A 16,083-nucleotide genomic window follows, 5' to 3' on the forward strand; every position below is an offset into this window, starting at 1 on the left:
GTTACGCATAATGATATCTATTTATGCACCGGCATCCATTGGTAATTTTTGTGTTGGTTTTGATTCCTTAGGGGCTGCATTAGCGCCCATTGATGGTACTTTACTTGGCGATGTTGTTCATCTTGAACATGCGGATAACGATGCATTTTTTTGTGTTGGCCCATATGCCGAAAAGTTGCCAAAGAGCGCGCAAGAAAACTTAGCGTATCAATGTTTGGTGCATTTTCGAGAACATGTGGCGTCAGATATGCCAAGCGTGTCGTTAACTCTTGAAAAGCGTTTGCCGATAGGATCGGGGCTAGGCTCTAGTGCTTGCTCGGTTGTGGCAACATTTGCTGCGTTAAATGAGTTTGCACAAACGAAGTTATCTCAGGAAGCACTGATTGAGTTAATGGCTGACTTTGAGGGGAAGGTTAGTGGTGCTCGCCACTACGACAATATCACCCCGTGTTACCTAGGTGGGTTGCAGCTAACTTCCCATTTGGTCCCCAACAAGGCAATTAGTGTTCCTGTCAGTGAAGATTGGCACTATGTTGCTGCTTTCCCAGGTTTTGCTTTAAATACTGCTAAAGCGAGAGGCGTACTACCGGCTAGTCTGAGCAATCATGACGCGGTTGAATTTGCACAGCGGTTAGCGAGTTACTGCTTACTAATGCAAGTAGGACGTTTTGATGAAGCATTAGAACTTATGGAAGATAAATTGGCTGAGCCCTACAGGCAGTCATTAATAGCTGGTTTTAGTGAAGCAAAATCGGCACTACCTAAATTGGGTGCTGAAATCGTGAGTATTTCAGGAGCAGGCCCGACGTTGTTCACTATTTGTAAGTCGTTGGCCGCAGCTGAACATTGTCAGCAGTGGTTGGAAAAAAATTATATTAATGCGCATGGCTTCAGCCATATTTGCAAGCTAGATAATCGTGGTACTCGTGCCATTTCTTTAGGAGTTTAAAATGAACCTCGTAAATTTAAAAGATAAACAACAACAGGTATCCTTTACGGAGGCGGTAAAAACGGGGTTAGGACGAAATCAAGGTGTATTTTTCCCCACTGATTTACGAAAACTCAGCGATGTAGATGCATTACTTGACTTGCCATTTGTAGAACGAAGTACAGAAATACTTGCACATTTAATTGGCAATGAATTGCCTAAAGATACATTAGCAGACATGGTTCAGCGGGCTTTTAACTTTCCGGTGAAGTTAGAGAAAGTAGATGATAAAAACTATTGCTTGGAACTCTTTCATGGACCAACGCTTGCGTTTAAAGACTTTGGTGGGCGTTTTATGGCTGAATGTGTGGGGTTATTCAATCAAGGTGAACGCGTCACTATTTTAACCGCAACTAGCGGCGATACGGGGGCGGCTGTTGCTCACGCATTTTATAAAAAAGCCAATGTTGATGTGGTAATTTTGTATCCTGAAGGCAAAATATCACTGGCTCAGCAAAAGCTATTCACCACTTTAGGTGAAAATATACATTGTTATGCGGTTGATGGTAGTTTTGATGATTGTCAGGCACTAGTAAAACAAGCCTTTTTAGATGAAGAGCTAAAAAGTAAATTAGGACTTAACTCTGCAAATTCAATTAATATAAGCCGTTTAGTGGCGCAAGTTTGCTATTATTTTGAAGCCTTAGCGCAATTACCGAAATCAGAGCGTGATAATGTGCATGTATCGGTGCCAAGTGGTAATTTTGGCAATGTGTGTGCTGCGATGATAGGTTCTGTAATTGGTTTGCCTATTGCTAAGCTATCAGCAACAACAAATCAAAATGACACTGTCCCACGATTTGTTCACTCAGGTGATTGGGCACCAAAAGCAACAATGGAATCATTATCAAACGCAATGGATGTGAGTAAACCTAATAATTGGCCAAGAGTGCAAAGCATGTTGGACTCTGAGCAGTTTAGTAAACATGATTTTTATTCACGTAGCGTGTCTGAGCAAGTGACAGAGAAAGTGATGCGAGAAATTGCCCATACAGGGTATATCGCTGAGCCACATACAGCTATTGCGTTCGAAGGGCTACGCCATGATAAAGGTGAAAATAGCATCGGTATATTTTTAGCAACGGCGCACCCCGCTAAATTTAAAGAGTCAGTTGAAAATGTGTTAGGTCAAGAAATTGCGATGCCTCGCGTTTTGCAAGACGCGTTAGATAAAAGCTGTTTGGCGCAACCGTTGGGTGCAGATTATCAACAATTAAAAGCGGCGATGTTTGAAAAACTGTTATAGAGATTAAAATCGATATATCGTGATGATAGGTATTTAAGAGTCGATTTGCTCGGCTCTTATATTAATAACTTTAATTCACTGGTTTTTATTTATTAAAATTATAAATGTTTAAATAAAAAAATATCATTGCATAAACACTGTGAAATAAATTCAATCCCTGTTTAAATATGCTCACGCCTACAGCATAGGCAATACACGCATTAGAGCGTACAATACGGCTTTTATACCTTTACGTGCCCCTAGGAGACCCCATGTTAGAACGTAACATGAACATTGCAGACTTTGATCCAGAATTATTTAACGCGATTGAGCTTGAAACAACTCGTCAAGAAGAACACATTGAACTTATCGCGTCTGAAAACTACTGTAGCCCACGCGTTCTTGAAGCGCAGGGTTCGCAGTTAACAAATAAATACGCAGAAGGTTACCCAGGTAAGCGTTACTACGGTGGTTGTGAGCATGTCGATGTTGTTGAGCAGCTAGCGATTGATCGTGCTAATGCACTGTTTGGCTCAACTTACGCCAATGTTCAGCCGCATGCCGGTTCTCAAGCAAATGCAGCAGTATTTTTAGCGCTGTTAGACGCTGGTGATACTGTACTTGGTATGAGCTTAGCCCATGGTGGCCATTTGACTCATGGTTCTCATGTGAGCTTTTCTGGTAAATTGTATAATGCAGTGCAATACGGACTTAATGAAGCAACGGGTGAGATTGATTATGAGCAAGTAGAAGCGTTAGCGCTTGAGCATAAACCTAAAATGATCATCGGTGGGTTCTCTGCTTATTCTGGCATTGTTGACTGGGCTAAATTCCGAGAAATTGCAGATAAAGTCGGTGCATATTTATTTGTTGATATGGCGCACGTTGCAGGTTTAATTGCTGCTGGTGTGTATCCAAGCCCTGTGCCTCACGCACATGTTGTCACCACGACAACACATAAAACACTTGCTGGTCCGCGCGGTGGTTTGATCATTTCGGCATGTGATGATGAAGCGATTTATAAAAAACTGAACAGTGCAGTATTCCCTGGCGGCCAAGGTGGCCCTCTATGTCATGTTATTGCAGCTAAAGCAGTTGCGTTTAAAGAAGCACTTCAACCTGAATTTAAAGCATATCAAACACAAGTTGTTAAAAATGCTCAAACGATGGTGTCGGTTTTACAAGAACGTGGCTATAAGGTTGTTTCTGGAAAAACTGAAAACCATTTGTTTTTACTAGACCTTATTGATAAAGATATCACGGGTAAAGATGCAGATGCTGCATTAGGTCGTGCCAATATTACGGTTAATAAGAATTCAGTACCAAATGATCCTCGTTCACCATTTGTGACATCGGGTTTGCGTATAGGCTCTCCTGCGATTACGCGTCGCGGTTTTAAAGAGACTGAGTCTCGTGAATTGGCTGGTTGGATTTGTGATGTACTAGACAATATTAATGATGAGTCAGTACAAGCGGATGTAAAAGAAAAAGTGAAAGCTATCTGTGCTAAATTACCCGTTTACGCATAATTTAGCGCACACAATTAGAGATTTTTGATATCATTAAGGCCGCTATTTAGCGGCCTTTTTTGTATCCAGTTATAAGTGAACAACTATGCATTGCCCATTTTGTACCGCCAAAGACACAAAAGTAATTGACTCGCGCCTTGTGAGCTCTGGTCATCAAGTGCGTCGTCGTCGCGAATGTATTGAATGTCATGAGCGTTTTACCACCTTCGAAGGTGCCGAACTTGTGATGCCAAGAGTGATAAAGCAAGATGGTTCAAGGGAGCCGTTTAATGAAGATAAGCTCATTAATGGGTTACACCGAGCTCTGGAAAAAAGACCTGTCAGTACCGAGCAAGTAGATGAAGTGATTCATGAGATTAAATCTACTATTCGGGCCACAGGTGAACGTGAGATCCCAAGTCATATGATTGGTGAATGCATAATGCAAGCCTTAAAAAAGCTAGATAAAGTAGCTTATGTGCGCTTTGCGTCGGTATATCGCTCTTTTGAGGATGTACGAGAATTTGGTGAAGAAATAGCACGGTTAGGGGATTAGCGGTGTTTAGTGAACAAGATAAGTCATATATGACGCGTGCAATTGAGTTAGCACAGCAAGGTCAATATACCACCACACCAAACCCAAATGTGGGATGTGTCATTGTAAAAAATGGTCGTATTATTGGTGAAGGCTTTCACCAACAGGCTGGAGAGAGCCATGCTGAAGTTCATGCTCTTCGAGAAGCTGGCACTCAAGCGAGAGGTGCTACGGTTTACGTTACATTAGAACCTTGTAGCCACTTTGGGAAAACACCACCGTGCGCAAAAGGCTTGATTGATGCAGGTGTGAACAAAGTAATTGCAGCTATGGTGGATCCAAATCCACAGGTTGCCGGCCGTGGTTTAGCCATGCTAAAACAGGCGGGAGTTGAAACAGCGTTTGGGTTATTAGAGGAACAGGCTCGGGCCTTAAATGATGGCTTTCTTAAGCGAATGGAATTTGGACTCCCATTTGTAAGTTGTAAGCTGGCAGCGTCAGTGGATGGAAAAACCGCGTTGAGTAATGGTCAAAGTAAGTGGATAACTTCTTCAGCTGCGCGAAGAGATGTACAAATATTTAGGGCCCGAAGTTGTGCTGTCCTTACGGGGGCCGACACCGTTTTAGTTGACGATGCAAAAATGAATGTACGTGATAGTGAGTGTGATATTTCTCTTCCTGAAGGTAAGCAATTACGTCAGCCTACCAGAGTCATATTTGATTCACAAAATAGACTCTCACCAAACTTACCTTTGTTTAAAATTGATTCCCCCGTTATTATTTTAAGAACCAGTCTTGATAATTCTCATGACTGGCCGCACTTTGTAGAACAAGTGGTTGTCCCTGATAGCAAATTAAAAATTAATTGTCATGCGGCATTGGCTTTGCTTGCTCAACGCGGTATTAATCGAGTATGGCTTGAAGCTGGGGCAACTTTGGCAGGTGTTTTTCATCAACAAACACTAATAGATGAATTTGTTATTTATCTCGCCCCTAAAATAATTGGCCATGATGGACGTGGGTTGTTTAACACACAAACAATAGCATGCATGAATGATATAGCGACACTTAATTTTACGAGTGTTGAACGCATAGATGAAGACGTTCGTTTAATATTAAGACCAAGCTGATAGAGGCATTATGTTTACAGGTATAATTGAAGCAACCGGCACGCTCACTGAGTTGTCAGCCAACCACGGTGACTTAACTGTTCGAGTAAAAAGTGACACGTTACAGATGAATGATGTGAAGCTTGGAGACAGCATCGCAACCAATGGTGTGTGCCTGACTGTTATTGAAAAGTATAGTGATGGTTTTAAAGCTGACCTATCAAATGAGACTTTACATCTGACATTGTTTGCACAGTATAAAGTGGGTCAAAAAGTGAATTTAGAGAAGGCCTTGCAACCGATATCGCGACTTGGAGGGCATTTAGTGTCAGGTCATGTTGATGGTGTAGCCACGATTGAAAGTGTAACGTCAAATGCACGAGCGACAGAGTATTGGTTAGCAGTACCAGGTGACCTAATGAAATATATTCCTTATAAAGGCTCAGTTGCAATTGATGGTATAAGCTTGACAGTCAATGAGATAAAAGAAAGCAAATTTAAACTGACAATCGTACCCCATACGGCACAAGAAACCACCATTGTAGACTTTCAAGTTGGCTCAAAGGTTAATTTAGAAGTCGATCAAATTTCTCGTTATTTAGAGCGTTTGATACAAGGGGCGCAAATGCCAGCGAAAGAATCAACTCTCACAACGAATTTGTTAGCCAAAGCGGGCTTTATAAAGTAACCCGATAGCAAATCAAAATAGACAGGTAAATTATGAATTTAAATAGTGCGCAAGAGATCATTGATGATATAAAAGCCGGTAAAATGGTTATTTTAATGGATGATGAAGACCGCGAAAACGAAGGGGATTTAATTGTGGCAGCTGAACACATTTCGGCTGATACAATTAACTTTATGGCCACTCATGGTCGTGGGCTTATTTGTCTAACAATGACTCAAGAGCGTTGTCAGCAATTAGACTTACCATTGATGGTTCGCAATAATGGTGCACAGTTTTCAACTAACTTTACCATGTCTATAGAAGCTGCGAAGGGCGTAACAACAGGCATATCTGCTGCTGACCGAGCGCGGACTGTGCAAGCTGCGGTAGCCAAAGGTGCCGTACCGCAAGATATTGTACAACCAGGCCACATTTTTCCAATTATGGCACAAGCTGGTGGTGTCTTGACTCGGGCAGGTCATACCGAGGCGGGGTGTGACTTAGCGCGCTTGGCTGGTTTGGAGCCTTCATCTGTTATCGTTGAAATATTGAATGCCGACGGCACGATGGCACGTCGTCCACAGCTTGAGGTTTTTGCAAAGGAGCACGGGATAAAAATTGGCACTATTGCTGACCTCATTGAATATAGAAATCTCAATGAAACAACGATAGAAAAAGTCGCTGAATGTAAATTACCAACTGAGTTTGGTGAATTTAACTTAGTAACTTACAAAGATACAATTGATAGTCAGCTGCATTATGTGATGAAGCGCGGTGAAATCAGTACGAGTGAACCTACATTGGTACGAGTACATTTACAAAGTACATTTAATGATGTGTTACTTTCCGACCGAGGTGCAGATCGTAGCTGGAGTTTGCACAGTGCAATGAAGCACATTAGTGAAAATAATGGCGTGCTTGTGATTCTAGGAAAACAAGAAGATCCAACTGACATTGAAGCGATGGTAAAAGCATTTTCCGCAGAAGATGCTGGCGAAAGTGTTAATCATCGTAAGTTTCAAGGTACATCTCGTACTGTTGGTGTTGGGTCGCAGATTTTGGCCGATTTGGGTATTCAAAAAATGCGTTTAATGAGTATGCCTAAAAAGTATCATGCACTCTCTGGCTTTCATTTAGAAGTCGTAGAATACGTTGAACCAAAATAGCGACTGAGGCGCATATGTTTGCGTGATTAAAGGTTGTTTGGGGAAAGCTAAAGTTGTGCTATTATGCGCACCAATTTGGCAATTGCTCATACCAAGCTACTCCTATGTAAGAGGGTAGGTGTGGTATTACACAAGATTAGGATCATCTAATGAATATTATTGAAGGTAACAAGTACGCGCCAGGCAAGAAATTTGCCATTGTCATATCACGTTTCAATGACTTCATCGGAAGCAGTTTACTTGACGGTGCTGTTGATGAGTTAAAACGCACTGGCGGTGTCAGTGATGATGATATTACTGTGGTATATGTTCCGGGTGCTGTAGAATTGCCTCTTGCTGCGAAACGTATTGCAATGAAGAAAGAGTTTGACGCAATAATTGCACTGGGTGTGATTATTCGTGGTGGTACGCCACACTTTGATTTGGTTGCAAATGAATCCAACAAAGGATTAGCAAGTGTTTCATTAGATTATGATATTCCAGTTGCATTTGGTGTTTTGACCACTGAAAGTATCGAGCAAGCTATTGAACGTGCGGGAACTAAGATGGGCAACAAAGGTGGCGAAGCTGCACTTGGTGCGCTAGAAATGGTTAACGTACTCGATAAAATTTAAGAGGATCCTCAGTGAAACCAGCAGCAAGACGTAAAGCGCGCGTATTAGCACTACAAGCCGTGTACTCATGGCAATTAAGTGGCAACCCAATTGGTGACATCGAGCAACAAATGTTGATTGAAAATGATGTTACGAAAGTGGATGTTGAGTATTTTAAAGACTTAGCGCGTGGCGTTGCAGTTAATCAAAAACAGCTTGATGAAATTGTTACTCCTCACTTATCTCGTCCATTTGATGATTTAGATATGGTAGAAAGAGCTGTACTTCGTGTGAGTGCATATGAACTTAAATTCCGCGAAGACGTTCCTTACAAAGTTGCTATCAATGAAGGTATTGAGTTAGCTAAAATATTTGGTGCAGAAGACAGTCATAAGTTTGTCAATGGAGTGCTAGATAAAGCGGTTAAAGATATCCGCAAGTAAGGGCAACAAAAAGGAGAGCCGGCGTTGGCCGGCTTTTTTGTGTATGAAGGAATTTGAATTAATCAATCGCTATTTCACTGGTCGAGGCGTTGCACGACGAGATGTAGATTTAGGGATTGGAGATGATTGTGCACTTGTTAACGTTCCAGAGCATTGTCAGTTAGCAATAACAACAGACACGCTTGTTGAGGGCGTTCACTTTTTTTCAGATATACCACCTCGGGCATTAGGTCATCGAGTTTTGGCTGTTAACCTAAGTGATTTAGCTGCAATGGGGGCAGAGCCAACTTGGGTGTCGTTAGGCTTAACATTGCCTAATATTGACCCCAATTGGTTAGATGAGTTTACCGAAGGCATGCATGAGATAGCTGAATATTTTAATGTTCAGATTATCGGCGGAGACACGACGCAAGGGCCACTGACCATTACTATTTGTGCTAAGGGCATTGTACCGAAAGGAAAAGCTTTGACTCGTTCAGGTGCAAAGGTTGGTGATTGGGTTTATGTTACCGGTTCTTTGGGTGATGCAGGGTTGGCCATTGAAAGCCGCAAAAATGGCTGGCAATTAGACGATGAGGCGTTTGCCTGTGCATTACAGCGCTTTCACTTTCCATCGCCACGTGTTGCAGCAGGACAAGCTTTACGAGGCATAGCTTCGTCTGCGATAGATATTTCGGATGGGTTACTTGCCGATTTGTCGCATATATTGCGCCAATCAGGTGTTGCAGCTCAAATAAATGCAGATATGGTTCCGATGTCAGACGCGTTACGAAACAGCGTATCAGTAGAGCAATCTTTACAATTAGCGCTGGCATATGGTGATGATTATGAGTTGCTGTTTACTGTTTCTGAAGGAAGTAAGCTTGCTATGGAAGCAAAGCTACGTCAGTACGGTGTTGAGCCTATCTGTATTGGCCAAATCCAAGCAGGAGATGGCAATATCGAATTATTATATGAAAACCACCCTTGGCCTTTTCCAAAGACTGGTTTTGAGCACTTTAGCTAGGAGAAGGTTTGGCTAAGCAGTTTAATTTAAAACGACCCCACCAATTTTTTGGTTTAGGGTTTGGCTTAGGGTTATCTCCTGTCGCACCTGGTACTGTAGGTACATTTGCGGCTTTACCCTTTATCTTTATTACTTACAGTTACCCACTGTGGTTGCAGTGTGTGTTTGCGATTGTGATTAGTGTTTTTGGCTTGTGGGCTTGTGGGCAAACGGCAAAAGACGTACAAGTACATGATCACCCAGCTATTGTATGGGACGAAGTCGCAGGGTTCTATATTACAATGTTAGGTGCGGCATTAAGTTGGCAAACTTTACTTGCTGGGTTTCTGTTGTTCCGTTTCTTTGATATTGTAAAACCTGGGCCGATTAAATTATTAGATAAGCGTTTAAAAGGCGGCTGGGGCATAATGGCTGATGATATTTTAGCAGGTGTTTTTTCATTGATTTGTTTACAGGCTTTGCTGAAAACGGGTGTTTTAGCAGGCTAATTTAGGCTGATATTTGTGACTAAGAAAAGAACGTTAGTAGCGACTTGTTTGTTTTTTATTTTGGGGGTGGTTTTATTTGCAAACACCGCTTCTGCAGCAATCAATGATTACGTTGTAAAACAATGGAATTTACAAAACGGTTTACCGTCACAATCTATCGCCAGTATTGTGCAAGATAATAATGGGTATATTTGGCTAGGTACGCAGTTTGGCTTAAGTCGCTTTGATGGGCATAAGTTCACTAATTTAACTACTCAGAACAGTGCTTTTTTACAATCGAATGCCATTCACAAGCTAATTATTGATAAGTACGGCATGTTATGGATAGGCACTCGTCGTGGCTTACATCGCTTAAATCCTCAAACATTAGAAGCACAAAGCTTTAATATTCAAGGACCTGTTCGTGATTTACTGCAAGATCACGATGGCGGTATTTGGATTGCGTCAAATGGTTTGTATTACGTCTCTGCTGAGAAGTTGTCTGAAAAGAATGTGAAGCGCGAAGCGTTAAGTCTGACGCCTAGAAAGATCAATCAAATTGTTGGTTCAGTAACACGCATGGCACTTTCATCTGATGGTATTTGGTTGGTCAATGAGCACCATTTATTGAAGATTAAAGAGTCAAGGTCGGGGAGTAACACGGAGTTTCGCTTAGAGCTTGCAAGTAAGTTGTCTTTACCTCGACAGTTGGCACAAACCATTATCCATGATTTATCGTGGATAGATGGTCGACTTTACCTCGCATCCGAATTGGGCGCTTACTTCCTTGATATAGATGAAGTGATAAGACGGTACGATGAAATTGGTAATACGGCCGTATACAAGTTTCAAGGTGATGAAGATGGCGGGTTTTGGGTGTCTACATCAAATGAATTGATGTATAGGGAATCCAATGGTAATTGGCAATCAGTTAAACCGACTCAATCAGATCAAAATATATGGTTTTCAGATATTTTTAAAGATCGTGAAGATAATATTTGGTTGGGTAGTTTAAATGAAGGCTTGTGGTTTGCGCATTCAGGCAAAGTAGAGAGGCACCAAGTTGGACCTTTAAGCAACCAAGGTGTTACCGCAATAACTCAAGCTGAAGATGAGTCTGTTTGGGTTTCTAGTCGATTGGGCATAGGTGTTTTGAGTGATGGAGATACATATCGGCAAGTTTTGTCTATGCAGCAGTTGCAACGGCGCCAAGTTTTTGATTTGGAGTTTCAAGGAAGTCGCTTATATTTAGGTACTGAAAAGGGGGTATTACTTTACGAGCAAGGTAAGATATATACTCTGCCATTCATTGAGTTAAGAGATAATCCCGTTTTCTCAATTAGTACATCAAATAAAGGGGGTTTGTGGCTCGGTACTGGTCGTGGACTATATCGATTAGATTACGCAGGCTTAACACCATTCGCATACAACTCCTTCTTAGGTAGTCAATATATTACATTCGTTTTAGATTTACCGAACTTTGGCTTCATTGGCACAAATAAAGGTGCTTACCAATACAATGAACGCGGTATTGAAAAGCTGGGGGGACATACCTCTCTTGATGTTGCTTATGTTACGAGTATTTTACATCTTGACGGTATCTCTACGCTCATAGGCTCACGAAGCCATGGGTTGTTTTATAAGACAGATGAGGGCCTATGGCACCAACTAGATGCGTCAAATGGATTGCCTTATGGTTCAATTAACTCTCTTTACTATGATAAACAGTTTGAACAAATTTGGGTGAGTACAAAAAAGGGCGTCTATAGAATGCCCGCACCGCAATTTAAGAAGAATATCGATAATTTGAGAGTAGAGCAAGTCATTAGCCAATTTGACCGTCAGTTAGATGGTAAAGCGAGTCAATGTTGCTCTGGCTTTGGTCATGATGCAGTTATGGAAACGCAGAGTGCAATTTGGTATCCGAGCTCTCAGGGTATTGTAGAGATACCAAAAGACGTTAAGTTATTTGGGGCTGATGAATTAAAACCCAAAATAGAAGCGCTTTATACACAAGAAAGGCGGATTTCGAGTTCTGAACTGATGGCACCTATTTTGTTAGGTAACGGAGAACGCGATATTACGGTTCAATACACCGCGATTGATTTTTATGCACCTAAAAGTATTGAGTTCAGATACCGTTTATCGAGTAAAGAAAAAGGTGAGTGGCGTGATGCTCCAGAAGGTCAAGAAGCCATTTATACCAATTTACCACCTGGGGAGTATATCTTCGAACTCGAGGTTAAGCGGCGAGGGGAGGACTGGTCTAAAGCGAGAGCAAAACATGTCGCGATTTCATTACCGAGACGTTTTGATGAAACGATTTATTTTCGTCTCGTGATCACATGTGGTTTTATTTTCTTGTTTTACCTTATTTTTTGGGTATTTAGAGCACAGGAAAGACGTAAGCAAATGGCATTAGAAAACTTGGTGGCTGATCGTACTACAGAATTAAGAAAAGCCAATGAAAAGCTAAACCAAGTAAATACCCAGTTAAAGCTAGTGAGCCATACCGATGAATTAACAGGGCTGCGTAGCCGCCGCTTTTTGTTCGATCAATTACCGAAAGACGTGGAGCATTATCAGAGAAATGCACAATCGTTACAGCAACAAAATAAACGATTGGTATTAATGATTTTGAATATCGATAGCTTTAGTAAGATTAACGATACACATGGTCCAATAGGTGGAGATAGCTGCCTTCAGCAGTTAGCTACATTGCTAAATATGCGCACACAAGGCTCTGATTATGTCGCGCGTTGGAGTGGCGATGAGTTTTTATTGTTACTACGAGATTTTAAACGTGATGAAGTGGAAGATTACGTAGGGGACCTGTGTAAGGCCGTGGCAGATTTTGAGTTCAACCTGCCGAATGGTAAATCGATGAAAATGACGGTGTCGATGGGTTGGTCTTTCTACCCATTACCATTGCTTGGTGGTCAGGTGATTGGTTGGGAGGCATCCGTAAACCTTGCTGATATTGCGTTACACCAAGTAAAACACCGAGGCGGAGATGGCGCTGCAACGATTATTTTCGATGAACAACTAGATGCATTCGAGTTTGAGCAAAGTAGTAATATTGAATCACAATTGCAAACATTACAGGAAAATGGTTTGGCTGAAGTAAAAGTATGGATGCGATGAACAGAACTGCTAATTGCGCTGTTTTCTGAATAACCATTGATAATACATTACCCAGTCAGCGATGAAGGAATAAATCGGGTATTTAAATGTAGCAGGTGTGTTTTTCTCAAATACAATATGACCAAACCATGCAAACCCGTAACCTGTAATGGGTATGAAAATAAGAGTGCTTACAGATTGCATTAAGCATGATGTAATGATGAGTCCGATAACGCATGTACAACCAATATAATGCATCCCTCGGCATGCAGGTTGACGATGTTCACGTAAATAAAACACATAAAAGTCAGAGAATGAGTTGAATGAGGGGGTCTTTTTAGTCATCAAATTAGTTCTCTGTTCGATAAAAAAAAGGAGCTATATGCTCCTTTTTTTACTTAACAAGTGCATTGATGGTATGCAGTATCCCTTGCGCTGATAAGCCCATCTCATCGTGAATTTCATCCTGTGTCCCATGTTTGATAAATTCATCAGGAATACCTAGGTGGTTAACTTTTGTTACTACCCCAATACTGGAAAAGAACTCACTGACTGCGCTACCAGCACCACCGCATATTGCGTTGTCTTCAATCGTGATAAAGTGATTGTGAGATTGTGATAGCTCCGTTAGTAGTTGCGTATCAAGTGGTTTAATGAAGCGCATATCAATCAAAGTAGCATCGTGTTCAGCAGCAGCCAGCTGTGTATTTTCAAGTAATGTACCAAAGTTAAGAATAGCTACTTTATTACCATCTCGGATGCGTTTTGCTTTACCTATTTCCAGTGCCTGCATTTGCATTTGAATTTCCGCAGTGCCTGCACTGCCTCTAGGGTAACGCACTGCAACAGGTTGGTCACATTGAAACCCTGTATAGAGCATTTTCCGACATTCGTTGGTATCACTGGGTGCCATAATAATCATATTTGGAATACAGCGCATAAAGCTTAGATCGTAGGCACCTTGGTGTGTTTCACCATCAGCTCCCACAATACCAGCCCTGTCAATAGCAAATAGCACGGGCAGGTTTTGTAATGCGACATCATGAATTAACTGATCGTAAGCTCGCTGTAAAAAGCTAGAATAAATTGCGACAACAGGCTTTAAGCCTTCACATGCAAAACCTGCTGCGAGTGTAACTGCATGCTGTTCAGCAATCGCAACATCAAAGTATTGCTGCGGATATTGTTTTGAAAACTGCACCATGCCAGAGCCTTCTCGCATCGCAGGGGTGATTGCCATCAACCTCGGATCTTGTTCAGCCATATCACATAACCATTGACCGAATACTTTCGAGAATGTAGCCGCGGCTGGTTTAGATTTAGGCAAGCTATGGATGGAAGGATCAAATTTTGGTACGGCATGATAGCCAATTGGATCGGCCTCAGCAGGTTCATAACCTTTTCCTTTTTGTGTTTTGATATGCAGTATCTGAGGTCCTTTTAGGTTGCGCATATTACGCAACGTATCGACAAGCATGTTGACATCATGACCATCGATTGGTCCTATGTAATTGAGGCCTAATTCCTCAAAGAACGTGCCTGGGATCACCATCCCTTTTAGGTGTTCTTCTACTTTGCTTGCCAGCTCTTTAACTGGGGGGACGCCAGACAATAATTTTTTACTGCCCTCACGGATATTCGTATAAAAACTGCCAGAGAGTATTTTCGCAAAGTGATTGGTTAATGCACCGACATTTTCAGAAATAGACATTTCGTTGTCATTTAATATGATCAACATGTCTGATTTTATATCTCCAGCATGATTCATTGCTTCAAATGCCATGCCTGCGGTAATAGCACCATCACCAATTACAGCCACAGTTTTACGACCTTTGCCTTCTTTTTTAGCTGCAATTGACATTCCCAATGCTGCTGAAATAGACGTACTAGAATGACCAACACTGAATGTATCGTATTGGCTTTCTTCCCGGTAAGGAAAAGGGTGCAGGCCTTCTTTCTGTCTAATAGTATGAATTTGATCGCGTCGGCCCGTTAAAATTTTATGAGGGTAGGCTTGATGACCAACATCCCAGATCAGTCGGTCTTCAGGTGTATTATAGACATAATGAAGTGCGACAGTGAGTTCCACGGTCCCTAAGCCAGATGCAAAATGGCCACTACTTTGCGAAACTGAGTTAAGCAGATAATCCCTCAACTCATTACTAAAAGAGGGTAATTTATGTTGCGGTAACTGGCGCAGTTGCTCAGGCTCTTCTGCTAAAGCCAATAAAGGGTACTTGCTACTATCAAATATCATTGTATTTATATATGTCCTACTCAAACCTTGCGTAATTATATACAAAGCCAGTGGTTAATTTTATCTATTTATGCAACTTCGTCATTAATACGTCATGAATTGACGTTAATGATCGCGTTCAACTATGTATTTTGCTAATTGTGCGAGCAACTCTGTATCTGCATTAATACTATTGAGCTTTTTTATTGCTTGTGTTGTTAGAACTTGCGCTTTTTGTTTTGCTCCAGGCATACCAAGTATTGCAGGATAAGTCGACTTATTATTGCCTATATCAGAACCTTGTGGTTTACCGAGCGTATAGGTGTCACCTTCAATATCTAAGATGTCATCTTGAACTTGAAATGCGAGCCCGATATTCTGTCCATACTGCTGTAATGTTGTAAAGTCAGTCTCATTCATATTTGGAGAACAAAGTGCGCCTAATTCAATTGCACAGGTCAACAAAGCCCCAGTTTTTAAGCGGTGAATTTTTTCTAACTCGTCAAGGCTAACAACTTTATCAGTTGCGGCAATGTCTAATGCTTGACCGCCGACCATTCCTTGTAATCCAGCAGCTTTTGATAGTACTTGAATCATGCGTAATTGACGAGATTCAGGTATAGCAAAGCGGTGCTCTGCAATTAACTCAAATGCGAGGCTTTGCAGCGCATCGCCGGCTAAAATAGCTTGTGCCTCATTAAACTGTATATGGCATGTGGGTTTTCCGCGTCGTAAGTCATCGTCATCCATTGCGGGAAGGTCATCGTGAACGAGGGAGTAACTATGAATACATTCAATAGCAGCTGCAATAACATCGAGATCTTCAATACGAGCGCCGAGTATATTACCTGTTGCATACACTAAAAATGGCCTTAAACGCTTACCGCCATTATTGATACTGTAAAATGTTGCGGCCTTGACTGTTTCATCGGTGATTAAATCTTGCTTAAAGTAATTACCGATAAACTGACTAACTCGCTGTTGAGCATTGCTTATTTCTATTTTTAAATTCACAAC

Annotated in this window: 15 protein-coding genes; 12 read left to right on the forward strand and 3 right to left on the reverse strand. The window is 41.5% G+C overall.

Features of this window, described 5'->3' with window-relative positions:
• Positions 1–10: 10 nt before the first annotated feature.
• From thrB to J8M01_RS09380, 12 genes are all read left to right on the forward strand, one after another.
• The gene (gene thrB, locus J8M01_RS09325) at positions 11–949 is read left to right on the forward strand and encodes a homoserine kinase (protein WP_211057797.1); all 939 of its coding nucleotides are present in this window, start codon (positions 11–13) and stop codon (positions 947–949) included.
• A gap of 1 nt (position 950) precedes the next feature.
• Entirely contained in the window at positions 951–2,234 is a 1,284-nt protein-coding gene (gene thrC, locus J8M01_RS09330; protein WP_211057798.1) for a threonine synthase, read from the forward strand.
• 251 nt (positions 2,235–2,485) lie between these two features.
• On the forward strand, positions 2,486–3,742 hold the full coding sequence (gene glyA, locus J8M01_RS09335) for a serine hydroxymethyltransferase (RefSeq protein WP_192506651.1): 1,257 nt from the start codon (positions 2,486–2,488) through the stop codon (positions 3,740–3,742).
• Between the two features lie 85 nt (positions 3,743–3,827).
• Complete coding sequence (gene nrdR, locus J8M01_RS09340; RefSeq protein WP_192506652.1) at positions 3,828–4,277, forward strand: transcriptional regulator NrdR; 450 nt, start codon at positions 3,828–3,830, stop codon at positions 4,275–4,277.
• A gap of 2 nt (positions 4,278–4,279) precedes the next feature.
• Positions 4,280–5,386, forward strand: coding sequence for a bifunctional diaminohydroxyphosphoribosylaminopyrimidine deaminase/5-amino-6-(5-phosphoribosylamino)uracil reductase RibD (ribD, locus tag J8M01_RS09345; protein ID WP_348772735.1), 1,107 nt, complete (start codon positions 4,280–4,282; stop codon positions 5,384–5,386).
• Between the two features lie 10 nt (positions 5,387–5,396).
• Positions 5,397–6,053, forward strand: coding sequence for a riboflavin synthase (locus J8M01_RS09350; RefSeq protein WP_211057799.1), 657 nt, complete (start codon positions 5,397–5,399; stop codon positions 6,051–6,053).
• 32 nt (positions 6,054–6,085) lie between these two features.
• The gene (ribBA, locus tag J8M01_RS09355; protein ID WP_210996046.1) at positions 6,086–7,198 is read left to right on the forward strand and encodes a bifunctional 3,4-dihydroxy-2-butanone-4-phosphate synthase/GTP cyclohydrolase II; all 1,113 of its coding nucleotides are present in this window, start codon (positions 6,086–6,088) and stop codon (positions 7,196–7,198) included.
• Between the two features lie 149 nt (positions 7,199–7,347).
• On the forward strand, positions 7,348–7,812 hold the full coding sequence (ribE, locus tag J8M01_RS09360) for a 6,7-dimethyl-8-ribityllumazine synthase (protein WP_192506655.1): 465 nt from the start codon (positions 7,348–7,350) through the stop codon (positions 7,810–7,812).
• Positions 7,813–7,823: 11 nt separating this feature from the next.
• Entirely contained in the window at positions 7,824–8,234 is a 411-nt protein-coding gene (gene nusB / locus J8M01_RS09365) for a transcription antitermination factor NusB (RefSeq protein ID WP_010362354.1), read from the forward strand.
• Positions 8,235–8,277: 43 nt separating this feature from the next.
• A complete protein-coding gene (gene thiL / locus J8M01_RS09370; protein ID WP_211057800.1) occupies positions 8,278–9,240 on the forward strand; it encodes a thiamine-phosphate kinase in 963 nt (320 codons plus the stop codon).
• Between the two features lie 8 nt (positions 9,241–9,248).
• Entirely contained in the window at positions 9,249–9,728 is a 480-nt protein-coding gene (locus tag J8M01_RS09375) for a phosphatidylglycerophosphatase A (RefSeq protein WP_192506657.1), read from the forward strand.
• 48 nt (positions 9,729–9,776) lie between these two features.
• Positions 9,777–12,851, forward strand: coding sequence for a ligand-binding sensor domain-containing diguanylate cyclase (locus tag J8M01_RS09380; protein ID WP_225738371.1), 3,075 nt, complete (start codon positions 9,777–9,779; stop codon positions 12,849–12,851).
• A 9-nt stretch (positions 12,852–12,860) separates the two neighbouring features.
• Here J8M01_RS09380 and J8M01_RS09385 read toward each other — a convergent pair whose 3' ends face one another.
• The 3 genes from J8M01_RS09385 to ispA all read right to left on the reverse strand — a co-directional run bounded on the left by J8M01_RS09385 (position 12,861) and on the right by ispA (position 16,080).
• Complete coding sequence (locus tag J8M01_RS09385; protein ID WP_211057801.1) at positions 12,861–13,175, reverse strand: DUF962 domain-containing protein; 315 nt, start codon at positions 13,173–13,175, stop codon at positions 12,861–12,863.
• Between the two features lie 49 nt (positions 13,176–13,224).
• On the reverse strand, positions 13,225–15,087 hold the full coding sequence (gene dxs, locus J8M01_RS09390; protein ID WP_211057802.1) for a 1-deoxy-D-xylulose-5-phosphate synthase: 1,863 nt from the start codon (positions 15,085–15,087) through the stop codon (positions 13,225–13,227).
• A gap of 105 nt (positions 15,088–15,192) precedes the next feature.
• A complete protein-coding gene (gene ispA, locus J8M01_RS09395; protein WP_211057803.1) occupies positions 15,193–16,080 on the reverse strand; it encodes a (2E,6E)-farnesyl diphosphate synthase in 888 nt (295 codons plus the stop codon).
• Positions 16,081–16,083 lie beyond the last annotated feature (3 nt).

Origin of the sequence: Pseudoalteromonas sp. MMG005, from assembly GCF_018101015.1 — a bacterium.
Classification (GTDB): domain Bacteria; phylum Pseudomonadota; class Gammaproteobacteria; order Enterobacterales; family Alteromonadaceae; genus Pseudoalteromonas; species Pseudoalteromonas aurantia.

Excerpts from the sequence above, each read along its gene's own strand:
- ribBA (WP_210996046.1), top strand. The coding sequence starts at position 6,086 with ATGAATTTAAATAGTGCGCAAGAGATCATTGATGATATAAAAGCCGGT.
- dxs (WP_211057802.1), bottom strand. The coding sequence starts at position 15,087 with ATGATATTTGATAGTAGCAAGTACCCTTTATTGGCTTTAGCAGAAGAG.
- ribE (WP_192506655.1), top strand. The coding sequence starts at position 7,348 with ATGAATATTATTGAAGGTAACAAGTACGCGCCAGGCAAGAAATTTGCC.
- glyA (WP_192506651.1), top strand. The coding sequence starts at position 2,486 with ATGTTAGAACGTAACATGAACATTGCAGACTTTGATCCAGAATTATTT.
- J8M01_RS09350 (WP_211057799.1), top strand. The coding sequence starts at position 5,397 with ATGTTTACAGGTATAATTGAAGCAACCGGCACGCTCACTGAGTTGTCA.
- thiL (WP_211057800.1), top strand. The coding sequence starts at position 8,278 with ATGAAGGAATTTGAATTAATCAATCGCTATTTCACTGGTCGAGGCGTT.
- J8M01_RS09385 (WP_211057801.1), bottom strand. The coding sequence starts at position 13,175 with ATGACTAAAAAGACCCCCTCATTCAACTCATTCTCTGACTTTTATGTG.
- thrB (WP_211057797.1), top strand. The coding sequence starts at position 11 with ATGATATCTATTTATGCACCGGCATCCATTGGTAATTTTTGTGTTGGT.
- thrC (WP_211057798.1), top strand. The coding sequence starts at position 951 with ATGAACCTCGTAAATTTAAAAGATAAACAACAACAGGTATCCTTTACG.
- nrdR (WP_192506652.1), top strand. The coding sequence starts at position 3,828 with ATGCATTGCCCATTTTGTACCGCCAAAGACACAAAAGTAATTGACTCG.